Annotated in this window: 18 protein-coding genes; 9 read left to right on the plus strand and 9 right to left on the minus strand. The window is 47.1% G+C overall.

Annotated elements, in window-relative coordinates:
* Positions 1–981 (minus strand): phosphohexomutase domain-containing protein (locus tag ACYVRA_RS10110; protein WP_461252575.1); only part of this gene is annotated, 981 nt, incomplete at its 3' end.
* A gap of 129 nt (positions 982–1,110) precedes the next feature.
* Here ACYVRA_RS10110 and argF point away from each other — a divergent pair.
* From argF to rnhA, 3 genes are read left to right on the plus strand one after another with little or no spacing between them, the layout of a single operon-like run.
* Complete coding sequence (gene argF / locus ACYVRA_RS10115; protein WP_461252576.1) at positions 1,111–2,052, plus strand: ornithine carbamoyltransferase; 942 nt, start codon at positions 1,111–1,113, stop codon at positions 2,050–2,052.
* Positions 2,053–2,063: 11 nt separating this feature from the next.
* Entirely contained in the window at positions 2,064–2,492 is a 429-nt protein-coding gene (locus tag ACYVRA_RS10120) for a J domain-containing protein (protein ID WP_461252577.1), read from the plus strand.
* A complete protein-coding gene (gene rnhA, locus ACYVRA_RS10125; RefSeq protein WP_461252578.1) occupies positions 2,468–2,968 on the plus strand; it encodes a ribonuclease HI in 501 nt (166 codons plus the stop codon). Before ACYVRA_RS10120 ends, rnhA begins: the two co-directional genes overlap by 25 nt.
* Positions 2,969–3,162: 194 nt before the next feature.
* On the opposite strand, the gene ACYVRA_RS10130 is transcribed toward rnhA, so the two are convergent.
* From ACYVRA_RS10130 to ACYVRA_RS10160, 7 genes are all read right to left on the minus strand, one after another.
* Entirely contained in the window at positions 3,163–3,513 is a 351-nt protein-coding gene (locus tag ACYVRA_RS10130; RefSeq protein WP_461252579.1) for a hypothetical protein, read from the minus strand.
* Between the two features lie 12 nt (positions 3,514–3,525).
* Positions 3,526–4,950, minus strand: a complete 1,425-nt coding sequence (locus ACYVRA_RS10135) for a M30 family metallopeptidase (RefSeq protein ID WP_461252580.1) — start codon at positions 4,948–4,950, stop codon at positions 3,526–3,528.
* Positions 4,940–7,708, minus strand: coding sequence for a preprotein translocase subunit SecA (gene secA, locus ACYVRA_RS10140; protein WP_461252581.1), 2,769 nt, complete (start codon positions 7,706–7,708; stop codon positions 4,940–4,942). The genes ACYVRA_RS10135 and secA overlap by 11 nt, the downstream gene beginning before the upstream one ends.
* Before the next feature lie 80 nt (positions 7,709–7,788).
* Entirely contained in the window at positions 7,789–8,151 is a 363-nt protein-coding gene (locus tag ACYVRA_RS10145) for a hypothetical protein (protein WP_461252582.1), read from the minus strand.
* Between the two features lie 120 nt (positions 8,152–8,271).
* Positions 8,272–8,886: a response regulator gene (locus ACYVRA_RS10150; RefSeq protein WP_461252583.1), complete on the minus strand. Its 615-nt coding sequence runs from the start codon at positions 8,884–8,886 to the stop codon at positions 8,272–8,274.
* The gene (locus ACYVRA_RS10155) at positions 8,883–9,218 is read right to left on the minus strand and encodes an ATP-binding protein (protein ID WP_461252584.1); all 336 of its coding nucleotides are present in this window, start codon (positions 9,216–9,218) and stop codon (positions 8,883–8,885) included. The genes ACYVRA_RS10150 and ACYVRA_RS10155 overlap by 4 nt, the downstream gene beginning before the upstream one ends.
* Positions 9,219–9,229: 11 nt before the next feature.
* A complete protein-coding gene (locus tag ACYVRA_RS10160) occupies positions 9,230–9,997 on the minus strand; it encodes a sensor histidine kinase (protein ID WP_461252585.1) in 768 nt (255 codons plus the stop codon).
* 61 nt (positions 9,998–10,058) lie between these two features.
* Here ACYVRA_RS10160 and ACYVRA_RS10165 point away from each other — a divergent pair, with 61 nt between their 5' ends.
* From ACYVRA_RS10165 to ACYVRA_RS10175, 3 genes are all read left to right on the plus strand, one after another.
* Positions 10,059–10,688 carry a hypothetical protein gene (locus ACYVRA_RS10165; RefSeq protein WP_461252586.1) on the plus strand — a complete coding sequence of 210 codons (630 nt, stop codon included), beginning with the start codon at positions 10,059–10,061 and terminating at the stop codon, positions 10,686–10,688.
* Between the two features lie 106 nt (positions 10,689–10,794).
* Positions 10,795–11,052, plus strand: coding sequence for a hypothetical protein (locus ACYVRA_RS10170; protein WP_461252587.1), 258 nt, complete (start codon positions 10,795–10,797; stop codon positions 11,050–11,052).
* 313 nt (positions 11,053–11,365) lie between these two features.
* A complete protein-coding gene (locus ACYVRA_RS10175) occupies positions 11,366–11,569 on the plus strand; it encodes a hypothetical protein (RefSeq protein WP_461252588.1) in 204 nt (67 codons plus the stop codon).
* A 157-nt stretch (positions 11,570–11,726) separates the two neighbouring features.
* On the opposite strand, the gene ACYVRA_RS10180 is transcribed toward ACYVRA_RS10175, so the two are convergent.
* Entirely contained in the window at positions 11,727–12,377 is a 651-nt protein-coding gene (locus ACYVRA_RS10180; protein ID WP_461252589.1) for a hypothetical protein, read from the minus strand.
* A gap of 415 nt (positions 12,378–12,792) precedes the next feature.
* On the opposite strand from ACYVRA_RS10180, the gene ACYVRA_RS10185 reads away from it, so the two are divergent.
* The 3 genes from ACYVRA_RS10185 to ACYVRA_RS10195 are packed head-to-tail and all read left to right on the plus strand — an operon-like array spanning position 12,793 to position 17,643.
* A complete protein-coding gene (locus ACYVRA_RS10185; RefSeq protein ID WP_461252590.1) occupies positions 12,793–14,799 on the plus strand; it encodes an adenylate/guanylate cyclase domain-containing protein in 2,007 nt (668 codons plus the stop codon).
* On the plus strand, positions 14,756–16,627 hold the full coding sequence (locus tag ACYVRA_RS10190; RefSeq protein ID WP_461252591.1) for a FecR family protein: 1,872 nt from the start codon (positions 14,756–14,758) through the stop codon (positions 16,625–16,627). Before ACYVRA_RS10185 ends, ACYVRA_RS10190 begins: the two co-directional genes overlap by 44 nt.
* Positions 16,624–17,643 (plus strand): hypothetical protein, encoded by a 1,020-nt coding sequence (locus ACYVRA_RS10195; RefSeq protein ID WP_461252592.1) that lies wholly within the window; start codon positions 16,624–16,626, stop codon positions 17,641–17,643. The genes ACYVRA_RS10190 and ACYVRA_RS10195 overlap by 4 nt, the downstream gene beginning before the upstream one ends.
* The last annotated feature ends 6 nt before the right edge of the window (positions 17,644–17,649 follow it).

Below are 17,649 nucleotides of genomic sequence, written 5' to 3' on the forward strand. Positions count from 1 at the left end.
AAAGCCGCCCTGTTTATTAGGTACGGCAATGCCGAATCGGTCGGCGTCGGGGTCGGTAGCCATTACTACGTCGGCTTTTTCTTTGGTACCGAGTTTAATCGCCATGTCCAGCGCGGCGGCTTCTTCTGGATTGGGGAACGCCACTGTGGGGAAATCGCCGTTTCCTTCCCGCTGTTCGGGAACTGTAATCACTTTTAATCCAAGGTCTCCCAAAACTCTCTCTACGTGCATCGCGCCCGTGCCATGCAAAGGGGTGTAAACAATTTTTACTTCACCAGCTTTTTCTTTAATAAGCGCAGGCCTGAAAAGGCGCGACTTGACCATCGCCTGATACGCGTCGTCAACCTCTTTGTCAATTATTTCCAGAAGCCCCTTGTCCAGAGCTTCCTGTTTTGAAATTTCTTTTATATCCTTAACATTGTTTACTTCTTCTATAATACCCACGTCATGCGGAGGAATAACCTGAGAGCCGTCGTTCCAATACGCTTTATAGCCGTTGTACTGCGGCGGGTTGTGGCTCGCGGTTACGACTATGCCCGTATCACAGTGAAGATGGCGAATAGCGAATGACAACTCCGGCGTGGGACGCAGTGATGAAAAGAGATAAGTCTTTATGCCGTTAGCCCCAAATATCAGGGCGCAGGCAAGCGAAAACTCCGCCGAATAGTGGCGGCTGTCAAAGGCGATTACCGCTTTTAACTCACCCTTTGCGGCTTTCTGGGGGAATGTTTTAATAATGTAGGTGGCAAGCCCCTGTGTCGCGCTTTTTACCACGAGGGTATTCATGCGGTTATAGCCGCCGCCGATAACCCCGCGAAGGCCGCCCGTGCCGAATTCCAGATGCTGGTAGAAACGGTCCTCAAGCTCCTTCTGCGCGGCTTCCCCGCCGTCGTTTAAAAGTTTTTCAACTTCCTGTTTAAAAGACGCGTCTTTTTCTCTGGAAATATAATCTTTCGCCCTTTCAATAATATCTTGATTCATCCTTTTCGCTCCTTTTTCTTTGTTTATGGCTTACTAAACATATCATATTATACTATAATGAAAAAAAATAGTCGATCTTTATACAGTGTTTTCACCCCTGTGGGTGAATTTTCACTAAGGAGGTTTAGCGTGTCTGTATCGTTATTTGGAAGGTCATTTCTTACACTTTTGGATTATACCCAGCAGGAAATTGAGTATTTATTGAAGCTTTCCATGAAAGTTAAAATGGAGGCAAAAAAAGGGAAGAAATTCAGGCGTTTTGAGGGAAAAACTCTCGCCTTGCTCTTTGAAAAACGTTCCACCCGCACAAGATGCGCCTTTGAGACCGCTTTTGGCGAAGAAGGCGGACACCCCGTATTCCTCTCCTCCGCGGACATCCACCTTGGAGTAAAAGAGGCGCTGGAAGATACAGCCCGCGTCCTTGGCAGAATGTTCAGCGCGATTCAATTCCGCGGTTTTAAACAGGAAACCGCCGAAATACTGGCGAAATATTCACAGGTTCCAGTTTATAACGGACTGACCGACATTGATCACCCTACTCAGGCTTTGGCGGATTTTTTAACCTTGCAGGAAAATTTTGGCGCTTTAAAGGGACTGACTCTTTGCTATGTGGGCGACGGGCGCAATAATGTGGCAAGATCGTTGATGATAATCTGCGCCAAATTGGGGACAAATTTTACGGTAATAACGCCGCCGCAATTAAACGCCGACAGCGAACTTTTGCAAAAGTGCAATGCGCTCGCTAAAACGTCGGGCGCGGTTATAACTGTAACCCCCGATTTAGGAGCGGTAAAGAACGCGGACGCTTTGTACACCGACGTATGGACTTCGATGGGCGAGGAAGATCAAAAGGCGGAGAGGGTAAGACTTTTAAGCCCGTATCAGGTAAACCAAAAATTGATGGATATGACGGGCAAAAGCGACGTTATTTTTCTTCATTGCCTGCCTGCGGTTAAGGGCGAAGAAGTTACAGCCGACGTGATTGACGGAAAACAAAGCAGGGCGTGGGATCAGGCGGAAAACCGCAAACACACAATAAAAGCGGTGATGCTCGCAACTTTGATAAAATAACGGCGGAGAGCATGGGCATTTTTGACAGGTTAGGAACTATCATTAACAGTTACTTCAACGACTTTAGCGATGAGACAGCGGGGCGGTTTAGATCGACAGGCGATCCCGATTACGACGCGGCTTACGAAGAATTGGACGATTACCTGAACCGTAAAGAGTACCGTTTTGAAAAAGAAGCGAATACAGATCGGCAGACGGCAAGGCCTTCCGGCGTAAAACTGCCGCCAGAAGAATTACGCCCTGATTTTGATTTGCTGGGAGTCCAATTCGGCGCGGATAACGAAACCTGCAAAACAGCGTATAAAAATTTATTAAAACTCCACCACCCCGACCGTCACGTAGGGCACGAAGGCAATTACAAAAAGGCTACGGAAAAGTCAGCGAAGATAAACGCGGCGTGGGACAGGATAGAAAAATGGCGCCAAACGGCGAATCTGTAAAGACAGGCGGTAAAATGACAGACGCGTCTTTTAAAATTTATACTGACGGCGGATGCTTGGGCAACCCTGGTCCCGGAGGGTGGGCTTATGTCATGGTGCGGCAGACTTTTCAGGGAGAGCAGGTAATCGCCAAAGAGAAAGGCGCGGAAAAAGAGACGACCAACAACAGGATGGAATTAACCGCGGTCATCATGGCGTTACGCGCCCTTAAAACGATGACGGATGTCCCGCGCCAGGCGGCGGTAATAACGGACTCACAATACGTGCAGAAGGGAATTACTGAATGGATACGCAATTGGAAACGCAACGCTTGGAAAACCGCCGATAAAAAACCGGTAAAAAATCAGGATTTGTGGATAGAACTGGATTCACTTTCAAGCGAGTTTCCCCTAAAGTGGGAGTGGGTCAAAGGGCACGCCGGCAATGAATACAATGAAATGTGCGATTTGATGACACGGGAAGCTATTAATCAGTAACATCTAAAACTTTATTCCCAAATTTTACTCGCCAAGGCGCAAAGGCGCAAAGTTTTCGTCCGGTAGCTCATTGTTGAGCAAGATATATAAGTCTGACTACATATCTTGATGTAAAAACGACGATCCTACAAACAATAACTTTGCGCCTCTGCGCCTTTGCGAGAGGTTCTTCTTCAATTCTTCTCTGCGCCTTACTATTGCAGAATCGCGATTAACTTAATATTCCGCAATTCTCTGCGCAAACCAGCGCTTAGACCGTTCGCAAAATATAATTCCGTAACAGTTTCCTCTCCTTCTACAGTTACCGTCCTGTACTGAAGGTCATGCAATTTATCCATTTCCTCTTTTACTACAACCCATGACTTTTCAGAATCGGATATAATTAATTCGGGGAAATTGGCGTTTCCTGTAAGCCTAACTATTCCGGTTACCTGAATGACAGCTAACGGCTCTTTGTTTTTTTCCTTTCCTCCCAATGAAAAAACAATTGGGGCAAACGTTAGCAGAAAAACATAAAAAAATAAATACCGTCTCGCGTTTAACAATAGCGGCTCCTCTTATTTATCTTGAAAATTCCACGAAGTAAAATCTCTTTTTTGTCCGTTTTGGGGATGTATGTCGCCCGCCCCTATACGGTAAGGACCGCCGTACGAAGGAGCCGCAGACCTGCCCATGGGCGTTATGTTTACTCTTGCCGCTTTACCGGTTGTTGTTCCTGTTTCCGCGGCGCTGCCCAAACCGGCCAATTCGGTATTTATATTATAGGTAAGCAACGCTCCAGCGGCAAAGACAGCGCTGTCACTCACTGTTACGGCAGCCTTATCAAGTCCGGCATATCTAATATTCGCGCCTTGAGGCGGTATCGCGTCACCCGCGTCCGTCAAACTGTAAACGCCTTCTCCCGGATAAAGGACGACTTGAGTTTTTCCAGCGGGCGCCGTATGGGCGATAATTGAAATATCGCCTTTATAACCGTAAGTCCCGGTACTGTTATTTATATAGTTAGCCGCCATCCAGTTTTTAAGCAAAGTATCCCAGTCTTCGCCCATCGCCTCTGCCACCGCACGATAATCGCAATAATTTGAGGAAATAATATTACGGTATACGCTTATTCCTTTTTGAATCCTAAGCCATTGGAAAAAAAGGTAAACTGTCGCGTAATCATCCAATATTGGATATGGATTTCTATCCGTCGTATGGTTACCCCAAACAAAGAAATTATTGCCTTGATCAATTAATCCCTTAACATTAATACTGCTGTCGCCATTTTTATTATACCAGTCTATCCTGTCTAATGAATGTTGCCCGCTAACAATATATTCCGCTGCGGATGAAAGCCCTTCGTCAATCCATGTGTCCATAAGTTCATCTGAATTTCTTTCTACTCTTGTAACAAAGTTCATCATATGCTGCATTTCATGAGCAAGAGTGGTAAAAATATTTTCAATATTTCTCATTCCGGGATTAGTATCTATATAGATCATATCGCGTTGATTTGATCCTGGTACTTTTGCGGAACTATAAAAATTACCATTCCAAAAATAACCGGCGATATAAGATTCATTTTTGCCGGGTTGATAATCATCTTTTATATCCAAAAGAAGAATACAGAGTTTGCCGTCACTATCGCCTATATAATCCGCAAGAGCCATAATATCAGAGATTTTTCTGTTATCATATTCTGGATTTTCAATGCTAAAGGCGCTTATCATAAGCCCATAGATTTTTTTGTCATATTTGTCGGCAATATATTTCGCCTGCGTTTTACTGACGCCGCCGCCTGTTTCCGCCCATACCTTGCAATGAACGCCTTCAAAAAGCAACTCGGCTTTTACATTATAATCTTTACCTGTCGTCTTATTGTTAGCCCAAAAATTACCTGATAAATTATCATTTATTATAAATAAGCCGTCACAGGATAAAAACAGAAAAGCGATAAAAATTATTAACAGCGTCCGTGACGCGAAATTTTTACCTGCCATGGCACATCTTGTACTTCTTGCCGCTGCCGCATGGGCAAGGATCGTTACGGCCAACCTTTGGATGGCTTCGCACTACGGTCGCGCCGTCAGGACGGCTTGCCTTGTCCATAGGAGAGCCGGTTGAAGCGGAAGAGCCTTGTCTCGCGCCCGCGAAAGAACCCATGCTGCTGTGGCTTGCCGACTGGTTCGCGCCGATTGAACGGCTTACCGGTCTTCGCGGCCCCCCTTCCGCGATTTGAATGCGTATCAGGTGAAGGCGGGAAGCTATTTCCTGCCTTATGTCTTCGATCATTTCTTCAAAAATCTGAAAACCTTCTACTTTGTATTCCGTCAGCGGATTTTTTTGCGCGTAATGGCGCAGGTACACGGCTTCGCGTAACGCTTCCATGTTTTCAAGGTGATCAAGCCACTTGCGGTCTATCACGCTTAAATAATTGTCACGGATTATTAAATTAAGGTAATCATGTCCGATAAGGTTTTCTTTGTTAATCAAATCCTGTTCAAGATCGGCAATTATCCGCTTTTCCAATATTTCGGGATTTTTATATTCTTTGCTCGCGGAATCAAGAACAAGCGTATAGCCGAATTTCGCGCGAAGCTTTTCGATTAAATCTTTATACGCTTCGTTTTGATCGTTTCTCGCGGATTGGTTAAACTCGTCAATATAGTCGCCGATAATATCCGCCGTCGCGTCGTTTACGCGTTTCTTTAAATCATTGTCAACAAGTATCTCGTCGCGCTGCTCATAAATAAATTTACGCTGTTGGTTCATTACATCGTCATAATCCAAAAGGTGCTTGCGGATTTCAAAGTTGCGCTCCTCTACTTTTTTCTGGGCGTTTTCTATGCTTTTATTCAACATCGGGTGGTTAATGGCGTCTCCGCCCGACATCCCGATTTTTGACATGATGTTTTTCATGCGCTCCCCGCCGAATAAGCGCATTAGCTCGTCGTCCATAGAAATGAAGAATTTGCTCTTCCCTGGATCCCCCTGCCGCCCCGAACGACCTCGAAGCTGGTTATCGATACGCCTGCTTTCATGTCGTTCGGTTCCAATTACATAAAGCCCGCCGAGGGATTTCACTTCTTCATAATCTTTTTTCCATTTTTCCAATTCGTCTTTGTAAATCGCCGCGTACTGTTCTTCCGTAGCGTTTGTTCCGGCGCGTCTTCTCGCGCGATGTTCGGGATTCCCCCCCAATTTAATGTCAGTCCCGCGCCCCGCCATGTTAGTCGCTATAGTAACGGAACCTTTCGCTCCCGCTTCCGAAATGATAAGAGCTTCCCGCGCGTGATTTTTTGCGTTTAACACTTCATGCCGCACCCCCCTGCGGGTCAGCAGGGAAGAAATTTTCTCGGACTTTTCTATGGAGACCGTTCCTACAAGCATGGGCTGGCCTTTTTTATTAGCCTCGGCTATTTCATCGCATAACGCTTTGTATTTATCGGATTCGGCAAGGTAGACTAAATCGTTCTCGTCATTACGGACGACAGGCTTGTTGGTGGGAACGACAACGACGGAAAGCTTGTAAATTTTGTCAAACTCCACAGCCTCAGTATCCGCCGTTCCCGTCATGCCGGAGATTTTTTTGTACAGCCTGAAATAATTCTGAAAAGTGATAGTAGCCAGAGTCCTGTTGCGCTGGGCGATTTTAATCCGTTCCTTAGCTTCAATAGCCTGATGAAGCCCGTCAGAATAACGCCTGCCGTGCAATATGCGCCCCGTGAATTCATCGACTATCTGAACCTGCCCGTCTTGCACGACATAATCAACGTCGATATGAAAAAGTTTATGCGCTTTTAAACTCTGCGTAAAATAGTGAATGTACTCAAAATTTTCTTCGTCTACTATCGCCCCTTGAATAAGGCCGCGTTTTTTCAGCAATTCCTCGATAGTAGCCTGCCCCTGATTGGAAAAAGAAACGCTTTTATTTTTTTCGTTTAACTTATAATCGCCTTTAACCGTCTCGCCTTGAGTCTCATCGGGATACTCGCCATTTTCTTTTTTTTCAACTTCACGAAGACTGCCTACCATTTTATCAACTTCGGCAAATTTATAGGTGTCGTCTTCCGCCGCGCCAGAAATAATCAACGGCGTGCGCGCCTCGTCAATTAAGATTGAATCGATTTCGTCAACTATGCAAAAATTATGCCCCCGCTGGACTCTGCTTTCCATATCGCGGTGCATATTGTCGCGCAAGTAATCAAAACCAAATTCATTGTTTGTGCCGTAAGTAACGTCGCGCCTGTAATTTTCCTTGCGCTGCTCATTGTCCATGTGTGAAAGAATCGTGCCGACGCTGATGCCGAGATAACTAAAAATAGGCATCATCCACTCCGCGTCGCGGCTTGCGAGATAATCGTTTACGGTAACGACATGAATCCCGTCGCCGGGTATCGCGTTAAGATACGCCGCGGCGACGACCATCAAAGTTTTGCCTTCTCCTGTTTTTAACTCGGCGATTTTTCCCAGATGCAGGACAATGGAGCCGAGAATCTGCGTATCATAGGCGCGTTCCCCCAAAGTACGCAGTCCCGCTTCCCTTGCCAGCGCGAAAGCTTCGGGCAAAATGCTGTCTAGGGATTCGCCTTTTTTATAGCGCTCGCGGAAAATGTCAGTTTGAAGCGGAAAATCCTCCGCACTGAGTGACTTCGCCCAGCTTTCTTTCGCGTTTACGCTTTGAAGTATCGGCATAAGGGCCTTTAAGTCCCGCTCATTTTGAGAACCAAAAAGCGCCTTAATGAATTTATCGAACATAAGTATATTTTATCTTAAAAACGCGTGTTTGACTAGATGTTTGTATTAGTTGTTAGTGGGTAGTATATACTATTCACTAATTAACACGCAAGAGAAGTGGTGGCGACAAAACGGTGGCCGATGTTGTCTACCATTACGCTAAAGCCTTCAAGCGTCCGCACGCCTAAAAGCATCATATCACTGTCTTCCGCGAATACTACCGCGTCAATCGTGGAATATCCTTCGGCGGTGAGTATGGCGTAGCCAATGTCACGTTCGACAATTTGATTAGTGGCAGTTGAGAAATGTTTTTTTCCACGAGGGGTTATTCCTACATCCAATAACGACCGCTTTGGCAACCATGACAATTCTGACCCCGTATCGACCATTACCTCAATAGGCGGCGTACAACGGTGTTCTTCCTTTGGGTTGATAGCTGTCAGGTTTACCATGAATTTACTCATATTTGTACCTCCTATTTTTATAATATAACTGTTTTAAAGAGTTTCGTCAATTTATTTTAGTGGATAGCATTTCGCTTTCTCTATCCTCTGCGCCCCTGCATGAGGTCTTCGCGATTTATATTACAGTTTCTGCAATTCCAATCGTGCGTTAATGCCGGTTTTTTCGTACACGCAGTGGAGGATGCTTTCTACCGTGCGGTAGCTTATGCCGAGACGGGCGGCTATCTGTTTGTTGGAAAGGCCGTCTTTTACAAGGTTCACTATTTCTATTTCGCGCCTTGTAAGCAGGCTTATAAGATCGGTTACATTGTGCAGTTTCGCCTGCGCCGCTTCGTCAACGTAGACGGCGCCGCTTAGGGCTTTTTGCAGGGCTTCTTCCAATTCACGCTCGCTGCGGCGTTTGCAGACATAAGCCTTCACGCCCATGCCAAGGGCGGCGCTTACATGGGCGTAATCGTCAAAACTGGAATATACCGCCATAACGGGAGATGATTTATCTTTAAGCTTGGTATGCTGAGCATACCAGGGGATAACGTCAAGACCCCAGCCGTCTTCAAGTTGAATGTCGAGTAATGCGATATCCGCTTGAACGCCGGACAGTAATTCTTTGGCCCCCGCAAGAGTAGATGCGGTACCCATTACATGCCAGCGGCCTGTTCCGTTAAAATAAGACGCAAGTCCCTCTCGCATAACCGGATGGTCTTCTACAATAACAATGCGCGGTTTTTCAGTCAATTATAGCCTCCATAAATTGCGGGGTGCACGGGGGGGGGGGGGGGGGATAATTCAATTCTTACCATAAGGCCGTTGCCGCTTTCGCTGATAAAATCAATCTTTGCTCCCATAATAGCCGCCCGTTGGCGAATACTCCTTATGCCCAAACCGCCGCCCGCAGTAAAAATACCGGGGACATTGCGTATACCGATACCGTCATCGGAAACGCAAATCAAAATATGTTCCGCTGTACGCCGGACGACCAGTACCGCCCTCCCCGCCCCCCTCGATTGCGTCGTGCCACTGCCGCCCCCGCCGTGCGATCGTCCACCGTCGGGCTTCTGCAGTTGCATGCGGCGGTTTTTCATGAGATAGGAGGTGGGATGGGGGGCGGGGTGACGGGGGGGGGGGGGGGGGGGTATAATTCAATTCTTACCATAAGGCCGTTGCCGCTTTCGCTGATAAAATCAATCTTTGCTCCCATAATAGCCGCCCGTTGGCGAATACTCCTTATGCCCAAACCGCCGCCCGCAGTAAAAATACCGGGGACATTGCGTATACCGATACCGTCATCGGAAACGCAAATCAAAATATGTTCCGCTGTACGCCGGACGACCAGTACCGCCCTCCCCGCCTTGGAATGTTTTTCTATATTTGTAAAAGATTCCTGAACCATGCGGTATATGTGCAGTTGGTCTTCCGGCCTGTAAGCAGAAAAAGAAAGACCGTCCTCTATCGAACAGGCGCACTCAATTCCGGTGCGCTTGATAAATTGCAGGCAAAGTTCCGAAAGTGAATCGTTAAGGGAAAGACGGGTAAAATCGGGCGGCATCAATTCCATGCAGATGGATCGGATAAGGGCGGACACTTCATCGTCCCTGACCAGCGGAAGGACCGTATCGTGGAGTTCGCGGGAAACCCGCCGCCGTTCCGCTTCCAGACCTTCAACCGCCAAATGTGAAAAGGCGCGGCTTTGGGCTTCTCGCTCGTCGGCGCGGCGCATGGAAATAAAAAGATAACAAAGGCAGAGCATGAGGACGGTAATGATAAACACAAAGAGCCACACCAGACGGATATACATTCCAAGTTCGCCCGGTAAGGCTGCGGCGCTTTCAGCGAATTCTAACGGCATGTCTTTACTGTAAAGTATTTTATGCTATTTTTCAATTTGTAAAATTATGATACAATGAGGCATGCGTAAAACGGTTACATTGTCGGTTCTTTGTCTTGCGGGGGCATTTTTGAATATCGCCATTCACGCACTCGCAAGACGGGCCGGGCTTCCCCTCTATCTGGACACCATTCTGACAGTAAGCCTCACTCTGGCGGGCGGGCTTTTTTGGGGTTTATTGACCGGGGCGCTAACCAACATAATCGAGTCTACGATCTATTTTTCAGGTTGGGAAGGCTATCTGTTTGCTATCTGCAACATGGCTACCGCTCTGGTAACGTGGCTCTTTATCCGCTTTTTCCCACGCGAGTTAAGCCTGTCCAATAGACCGCCTGAAACAAGCCAAAAACCCTCAAGCCGCCGTTTGGCGGAAGCGATAAATCTGATGATCGTCCTTATCCTTCTTTCATTTTGCCTCTGCCTTGTCATAAGCGTTTTAGGCGGCGTCATTGCCTCTTTTATTCAAAGCATAGACCCCAACCTTTCGGTAAAACAGTGGTCTACGGCGGATTTAACCGCCACCATGTTCGGCAAAAATATTCCTGCGGTTCTGGCGGAAATACTGTCACGGATTCCCGTCAACATAATCGACCGCCTTATAACGGCTTTCGCAGGGTATGGGATTGCGCTGGGGATAAAAAGAATAATTTGACCGCACTGCACCGTAGCGAACGGAGTGAGCGTAGGTTTTTTATTCCTTGCAAGCCGCTCCTAGGTATGCTATAATTAAATTCACTTTTACGGGACAGGAGGGCGAAATGGAAGGTATATTAGCAACAGTTGGGGCGATAACCGGTGTTTTGGGATTGGCTCTGGCTGTGTTCGTTACAGTCAGGCAAAACAGAAATGATAGGCTTAATTTTCTTTCAAATGTCATATTCGATACAACAATAGACAGAGAGTCAAGACAGCCGTTTTATGACGAGTATATCGCCAAAAAAGGCAACGGCACAGTAGTCAAATTTTGGCTGATCGAAGGAAAAAAACAACGAGAAGGATCAGCCGCTAAAGAATAGAGGATGCGGCTCGGTTGAGATCCAACGCCTCTGCGAGAGGTCTTCTTCAATCATAGGCGGCGCACCAGTAGCAGATACTCGAATTCTCCTGATTTGGCAACAATTTGCGGCACGAACAGGCTAAAACAGCCCTTTCCCCCCCCTTTTTTTACAAATTTTCCTCAAAACTAAGTGGAACCACGCATGACAAATCTATCTAACTATTCTTAAAATTATTATACGCATTTGTTAAATACGGTTAATAAGAATCCTTACCCGCCGCCAACGGCATTACACTTTGGCAGGCAAGGGTAACAGTTAAGGAGGCTTTTCCATGAAGAAAAGCAAATTATTGATTTTGGGCTTGCTAGCCCTGATGTTGGCCGGCGGACTCGTGCTGGCAAGCTGCTCGCAAAAATGCAATGGCGGCTGTAATTTTGATATGTTTATGGGTAATGAGTGCGACACTGGTACAAAAAATTGCTCGAACAGGTGCAACGGCAATTGTGGTAATTACGGTTGTAGTAATGTTAGTTAAGTAAGAATAATTGCGAACGCAACTGTGACCCCGCTTTTCAGTAGTGTCGTCAAGAAATTGGCGGCACTACCTGGGTAGGCGCAATTGCAACTGACACCACTTTTTGGTAGTGCCGTTATGTGACATTTATACGCTACCGATAACGTATCTTTTGTAATTACCAAACTTTTGGTTTTCCTTCCGGCTTGATAACCTTGACATCATCGCCTGACGGCTCAATAAGAAAAAAACCTTGATTTAAGGCGTAATCTCTTGGCTTGGGCTTCATTACCATTGCGGCTATCGCCCCTAAAAATTCCCTCTTATCGCCGTGGCCATCGGCATACTTGCGTACTTTTTCCATGCGTTTTATATGGTCGTTTACGTCCTCTATTTCGAGGGTGGTTTTTACTTCTACCACCATTGCCTGTGTGCCGTTTTCCAGTAGTCCGTCTAATTCGGCGTAGATATTGCCTTGTGCCGCCCATTGTACAGTTGTGATTTTATCAAACGAAAAGCCGAGAGATTTGAATTTTTGGGGAAGGGCGGGGGTCATTATGCGTTCTACCATTGAGCCTAATGTGTTGTTAAGACCGCCTATGTTTTTTTGGGTTTCTTTTATGGCCTTTTCGGTTCTTAAATCGGATTCTTTAAGGGATTGTTGGGTTTCTCGTATTGCCGCCCATGCTTCGTCTTGGGTTTTCTGGGTCTTTTTTTGAAGTTCATGAAGTTCTTTGAAACCTTCCTGTATTTCGTCCCATGTAACCTTTTTGGGTACTTTTTTTATGGGTTTTTTAAGCGGCTTTTTTACTGGTGTTTTAGTCGGCATTTTTCTCTCTGTTTTAAATATATACGAAAGTTTGACTGTTGGCAAGGTAAACGTAACAGTACCTCCTATGATTTCATTTTATAACGGCTTTCGCCGGATACGGGATCGCGCTGGGGATAAAAAAATAAATTAACCGCGGGGCTGTCCAATTAAGTAAGAATATAACCACGGAGGGCACGGAGTTACATGGAGGAAGAAAAGATTTTCGTACAAAAACTCCGTGTACTCCGTGGTTTAAAATTCTTTTTGGACATCCCACGCATTTGATGTAAAATCTCCCTTTCCACCCCTTTTCTCACTTTTTTTGCATTTTTTCCTCAAAACTAAGTGGAACCACGCATGAAAAATTATCTAACAATTCTTAAAATTAATAGAGAAAATGGAAAATTTACCATAAAAGGGCGGATTTTATAGAATGAACAAGGACAAAAAAATCATAGAAAGGCGCAAAGGTTTTAGGGTACGTTTTCCCATCGGGGCAAAACTGATAACCATTATCTCGATAATCGTGTTGGTCTCCTTAGGTTCAATAACCGCGCTGGTGTCGTGGCTGGTGCGGGAAGACCTTAAAGTATCAGCGGAAGAAAATAACTTCGAGGTGAACCGGCGCGCGGCAGCAGAAACTGAACAGACGCTGGAAAAAATGCGCCTGCTCTCCCTGGCGTTCTACCGCGCGGCGGCTCTAGCGAAGCGGGGAGAGGCGTTACAGGAAGAAGCGGATTATTTCTTCGCGCAGAACCCGCAGATCGCCGCTATTTTTTACGCTTCAGCCGAACCGGCGGCGTGGACAAACAGGGTATTCGCCAACGGGCAATTTTTTCTTTCACGGGGAATTGATACAAAGCTGGCGGACGATTTCCGCGCCAGCAGCGTTAAAATGCTTGAAAACGCCGCGCTGGGGCAGACGGTTCTTATCAACGCCTCGCCGCTGTTTAACAAAGCGCAAGGTTCGACGTATCTTACCGCGATGTTTTTCCCAATACGGATAGGAAGCGGGTGCGTCCTGTTCTCAACCGAAAACCTTAACGAAAGTTTCGGCATGGGCGTTAACGCGTCTTTCCTCATAAACGAGGACGGCGACGTTATCGCGGACGCCGATATAGAAAGGGTAAAAACTCAAGTTAACCTGTCCAAACAGGAAATTATCAAGCAAATATTTAACAGCCCCGACGGTAACAAACAGATGTTAGTCGAACTTGATGTTCAGCTAACGCAAAATGATTCGCCTTCTTCGCTATTTTCCCGCCTGCGGGAAAAAATCAGAAAAAACAATACGCGAAGCGCAGGCAAAAAAGTACGCCACTATCTCGCGTATACCCGGCTGAATACGGCGGGAAGCGTCGTAATCACTACAATCGAATACGACAAAGTTTTTGAAGGCATAAACGCGACCACGCGGCGCAACCTCTATCTGACAGCCGCGATATTGTGCCTCTCGATATTGTGCGTCTGGTTTTTCGCCAAGAGCATTTCCGTGCCGCTGAAAACTCTTGCCGGAGCGGCGCGTTCCATCGAAGGCGGCATTTTTAATGTCGAACTTACGCCTGCAAGCGGCGATGAAATAGGATTGTTAACTGCCAGTTTTGGAAAGATGTGTTCGGCGTTAAATATTTTCGGCAAGTTCACAAACCGCGACATCGCGGTCCAGGCCATGCGCGGTCAGATTAAACCGGGCGGCTTGTCCAAGCACGCAACGATCTTTTTTTCGGATATACGGGGCTTTACAGAAAAATCTGAAAACTTTGTAAAGGCTTTCGGCAGCGAAGCTTCCGACCGCATCGTTTTTTGGCTTAACGAATATTTATCAAGCATGGTCTACTGCGTTGAAAAAACAAACGGCATTATCGACAAATTTATCGGCGACGCGGTAATGGCGCATTGGGGAACCGCCACTACGGCGGGTAGTCCGCAGGAAGACGCGTTTAACTGCGTTAAGGCGGCGCTGATGATGAGGGAAATGCTTATTAAAATGAACAAAAACCGAAAAGAGGAAAACATGGGGGCGCCGCCTATCCGCATAGGCTGCGGCATTAACACGGGCATTGTTACAGCGGGGCAGATAGGCTCCGACCTTCGCATGGAATACACCGTTATAGGCGATCCCGTCAATCTTGCGTCCCGCGTCGAGGCGCTTAACAAGCCGCTCGGCACCGACATCCTTATCACCGAGAACACGTGGAATCTGGTAAAAAAATATTTTATCACCGAGGAAATGCCGCCCGTAACGGTTAAAGGAAAAGAAAAACCGGTGCGGCTCTTCGCCGTCGTAAATTTTAATTTTACCGCGTTGAATAAAACCCCCGACGCTTGTGACCCAATGACCCTTGCCGAAGCGCGGAAATGTTTGGGAATTAAAGCGCCGGATATTTCAAAGGCGGATGTCAACGCCGAAGAGCTTAAATACAAGATCGGCGGCAAATGAAATGAGCGCCAATAAAAAGCCAGACGGCAAATTTCGGCCCTCGGATTTTCTTGTCACCCTGCTCTGCCTTTCGGGGGCGGTCTTCAGCGTTAACCTGTTTTGGGAGGATTTGTTTCAAACGCTCAACGACAAGAACAAAACTCCCATAGGGAGCGTCACGATAAAAAGAAATACCGTCCAGCGCCGGATGTCGGACAGGGTAATATGGGACAGATTGATTAAAGAATCGCCCGTGTATTCCAATGACGTGATCCGGGTGGGGGACAATTCCGAAGCCGGCCTTCACGTGGGCGGAAATGATATCGCTTTGAATGAAAATACTCTTTTGCGCCTGCGTTACGACAAAGAAACAGGGCAGTTTCAAATTGAGCTTACGTCGGGCAGCATCGGGCTTGTTACCGCTTCCGAAGGGAATGACGTCGCTTTAAATATTATGGGACGGCAGGTAAAAGCCAAACCGGGAACCGCCCTTAACGCCGCCGCCACGGATAACGGCATGGCCCTGCAAATCAGCGAAGGCTCCGCGGTAATCGCGGAAGAAAACCAAGACGGCGAACTTGCCGAGCGCGAGCTTGACTCGGGAGCGGCGATAGCGATGGACTCGGGCGGCGCGATCCGCTCCGCGCCTTCGGTCTTTGTCATTCAACCCAAACCAAACGCGCTTTACCGCAAAAGTACAACTGAGCCGCTTAACGTCGGTTTTTCATGGAACAGAATAAATCTTCAACCTGATGAAACGTTGCGCCTTGAAATAGCGGAAGATCAGTCTTTCAGCCGTAACGTCCGCGCGTTTAACGGGCTTAACGATGCGGCGCGGGCGGCTCTGAACGCGGGCCTTTGGAACTGGCGGCTGACTTTTAACGACGCAGTTTTGGATTCTGGTCGTTTTACCATAACGGACGCAAAAGGCATTGAGCTGTTAAGCCCCGCGAGAAACAGGCAGTTTTTTTACGAGGCCGAACTGCCAAAACTATATTTCCAGTGGTCGCAGATTGAAGACGTTTCGCATTACATTTTGGAAGTGGACGTTTCTCCCGAATTCAGAAATCCCATTATAAGGAAGCAGACGACTGCCGTATCTTTTTCTGATTCAAGTCTTGGAGAAGGAATCTGGTACTGGCGGGTAACGCCGGTGTTTTCTCAAACCGGCGAAAATTCCGACGGCGTTACCGCCCCGCGCCCGTCAGCTTTTCGTATTGTTAAAAGCGAGGAACCGCAAACGCCCCAAGTTTTAGCTCAAATAGAAGAACTGCAGCCTGCGTCTGCTTCACAGCCGGGGGCTGTGCCAACTCCCGCGCCGGAGATAAAGATTGTATATGTGCCGGCTCCCGCGCCGGAACCAAAGATTGTATATGTTCCTGCTCCAGCGCCTGAACCGCAAATAGTGTACATGCCGGCTCCCGCGCCGGAACCGCAAATAGTGTATGTGCCGGCTCCCGCGCCGGAACAAGTTTCCCGTCTGCCATCTCCGCAAGACCGCCAGCCGACGGAAGGATACCATATCGGCATAGATGAGGCAAAAAAGGGGGACATCAATTTTAAATGGTCGTCGGTGCCGGGGGCTAACGCCTACCTGTTCACTATTTATCAGGAGACCGCAACTGGACGGCGGCAGGTTACGCAGATGGGGCCGGAGAATCGCACTTCATGGGCAACGGAAATAAAAACGCTGGGGCGCGGGAATTTTATCTGGAGAGTGGAAGCCGTCAATGTGGGGAAGGACAATGTGATTGATAGGCGCGGCGATCCGGCGGAAAGCCGTTTTGTCGTGGACATTCCCGAAGTGGGACCCGTAAAGATAATTAAAGGGCAAGAGGTAAAACAATGACAAACAGAATTTTACTTTTTGTTTTTTTAATAGCGTTGTTTTTATTTAACCAACCCCTGCGGGCGCAAGCGCAGCAATCGCAAAGCGGCAGCGGCGATGACGGACGTTATGTCGTCGAACAGCGTTATGTGCAAAAGATTGAGTGGATAGGGGACGAATATGCCCTTAAATATGAAGTTGTTATAGAAAAAAACGAAGGCGACAAATACAAAACGCACATACGGGAATTTACCGAAAAGCCAGGTCTTCAGGTTTCCCTTCCTGTGGGAAAATACCGTTACCGCATAATCCCCTACGATTACCTTGAACAGCCCGGCACTGCGTCGGAATGGGTAAACGTCGAAATAAAAGCCATCCCAATCGTTTCGGTCGAAGTGCAAAAAGCGGATGACGGAAGTTACGTCCTTCATCCTTATGATAATGAACAGATAGTGCCGGGAGTTAATGAGATTGTTATTAATAATCCTGATGATTCAAAAATAACAGTGGGAGGCGAAACCGCAAAACTTATTAATTTGTACGCGGGCGCCGCATGGTTGCCGTTAATCCCCCTCTACGGAAGACTACGGGAAATTTTCGGAAGTGAATTTTACGCCGCCGGCGCGTCTGTCCGTTTCGGCGCTCTCTACAATAAACTGCGATGGTTCAGCCCCGGCATTGAACTTTCAATGTCATGGTACGCACTTAACAATTCTATGGGCGGCGATGAAATCAGCATACAAACAGGGGTAATAGGTTTTAATATTGTCGCGCAAAAGAAGCTTCCCAACCCTAAGATGGCTGTTACTCTAAGGGCGGGATTCGCTCTTGCCTTTCAAGTGGGCGAAATAAACGTCGAAGATTATTCTTACACAACCGGAGGATTAATACCCCAAATAAATATTGAGGCGTCTTTTCTTTGGTTTGCTTGGAAACGGCTGTACGTAGAAGCGGGCATTGGGTTTGCCCATTTAATAGACGGATACGGCAATTCGGGCTTTCTGCGCCCGCAGATCGGAGCAGGATGGAAATTTTAGTATGGG

It is taken from the genome of Treponema sp. R8-4-B8, assembly GCF_054786175.1.

What these genes read in the sequence shown, in the direction of transcription:
- ACYVRA_RS10120 (WP_461252577.1), top strand. Translation starts at nt 2,064, where the DNA reads ATGGGCATTTTTGACAGGTTAGGAACTATCATTAACAGTTACTTCAAC.
- rnhA (WP_461252578.1), top strand. Translation starts at nt 2,468, where the DNA reads ATGGCGCCAAACGGCGAATCTGTAAAGACAGGCGGTAAAATGACAGAC.
- ACYVRA_RS10135 (WP_461252580.1), bottom strand. Translation starts at nt 4,950, where the DNA reads ATGGCAGGTAAAAATTTCGCGTCACGGACGCTGTTAATAATTTTTATC.
- secA (WP_461252581.1), bottom strand. Translation starts at nt 7,708, where the DNA reads ATGTTCGATAAATTCATTAAGGCGCTTTTTGGTTCTCAAAATGAGCGG.
- ACYVRA_RS10145 (WP_461252582.1), bottom strand. Translation starts at nt 8,151, where the DNA reads ATGAGTAAATTCATGGTAAACCTGACAGCTATCAACCCAAAGGAAGAA.
- ACYVRA_RS10155 (WP_461252584.1), bottom strand. Translation starts at nt 9,218, where the DNA reads ATGCAACTGCAGAAGCCCGACGGTGGACGATCGCACGGCGGGGGCGGC.
- ACYVRA_RS10160 (WP_461252585.1), bottom strand. Translation starts at nt 9,997, where the DNA reads ATGCCGTTAGAATTCGCTGAAAGCGCCGCAGCCTTACCGGGCGAACTT.
- ACYVRA_RS10165 (WP_461252586.1), top strand. Translation starts at nt 10,059, where the DNA reads ATGCGTAAAACGGTTACATTGTCGGTTCTTTGTCTTGCGGGGGCATTT.
- ACYVRA_RS10170 (WP_461252587.1), top strand. Translation starts at nt 10,795, where the DNA reads ATGGAAGGTATATTAGCAACAGTTGGGGCGATAACCGGTGTTTTGGGA.
- ACYVRA_RS10175 (WP_461252588.1), top strand. Translation starts at nt 11,366, where the DNA reads ATGAAGAAAAGCAAATTATTGATTTTGGGCTTGCTAGCCCTGATGTTG.
- ACYVRA_RS10180 (WP_461252589.1), bottom strand. Translation starts at nt 12,377, where the DNA reads ATGCCGACTAAAACACCAGTAAAAAAGCCGCTTAAAAAACCCATAAAA.
- ACYVRA_RS10185 (WP_461252590.1), top strand. Translation starts at nt 12,793, where the DNA reads ATGAACAAGGACAAAAAAATCATAGAAAGGCGCAAAGGTTTTAGGGTA.
- ACYVRA_RS10190 (WP_461252591.1), top strand. Translation starts at nt 14,756, where the DNA reads ATGTCAACGCCGAAGAGCTTAAATACAAGATCGGCGGCAAATGAAATG.
- ACYVRA_RS10195 (WP_461252592.1), top strand. Translation starts at nt 16,624, where the DNA reads ATGACAAACAGAATTTTACTTTTTGTTTTTTTAATAGCGTTGTTTTTA.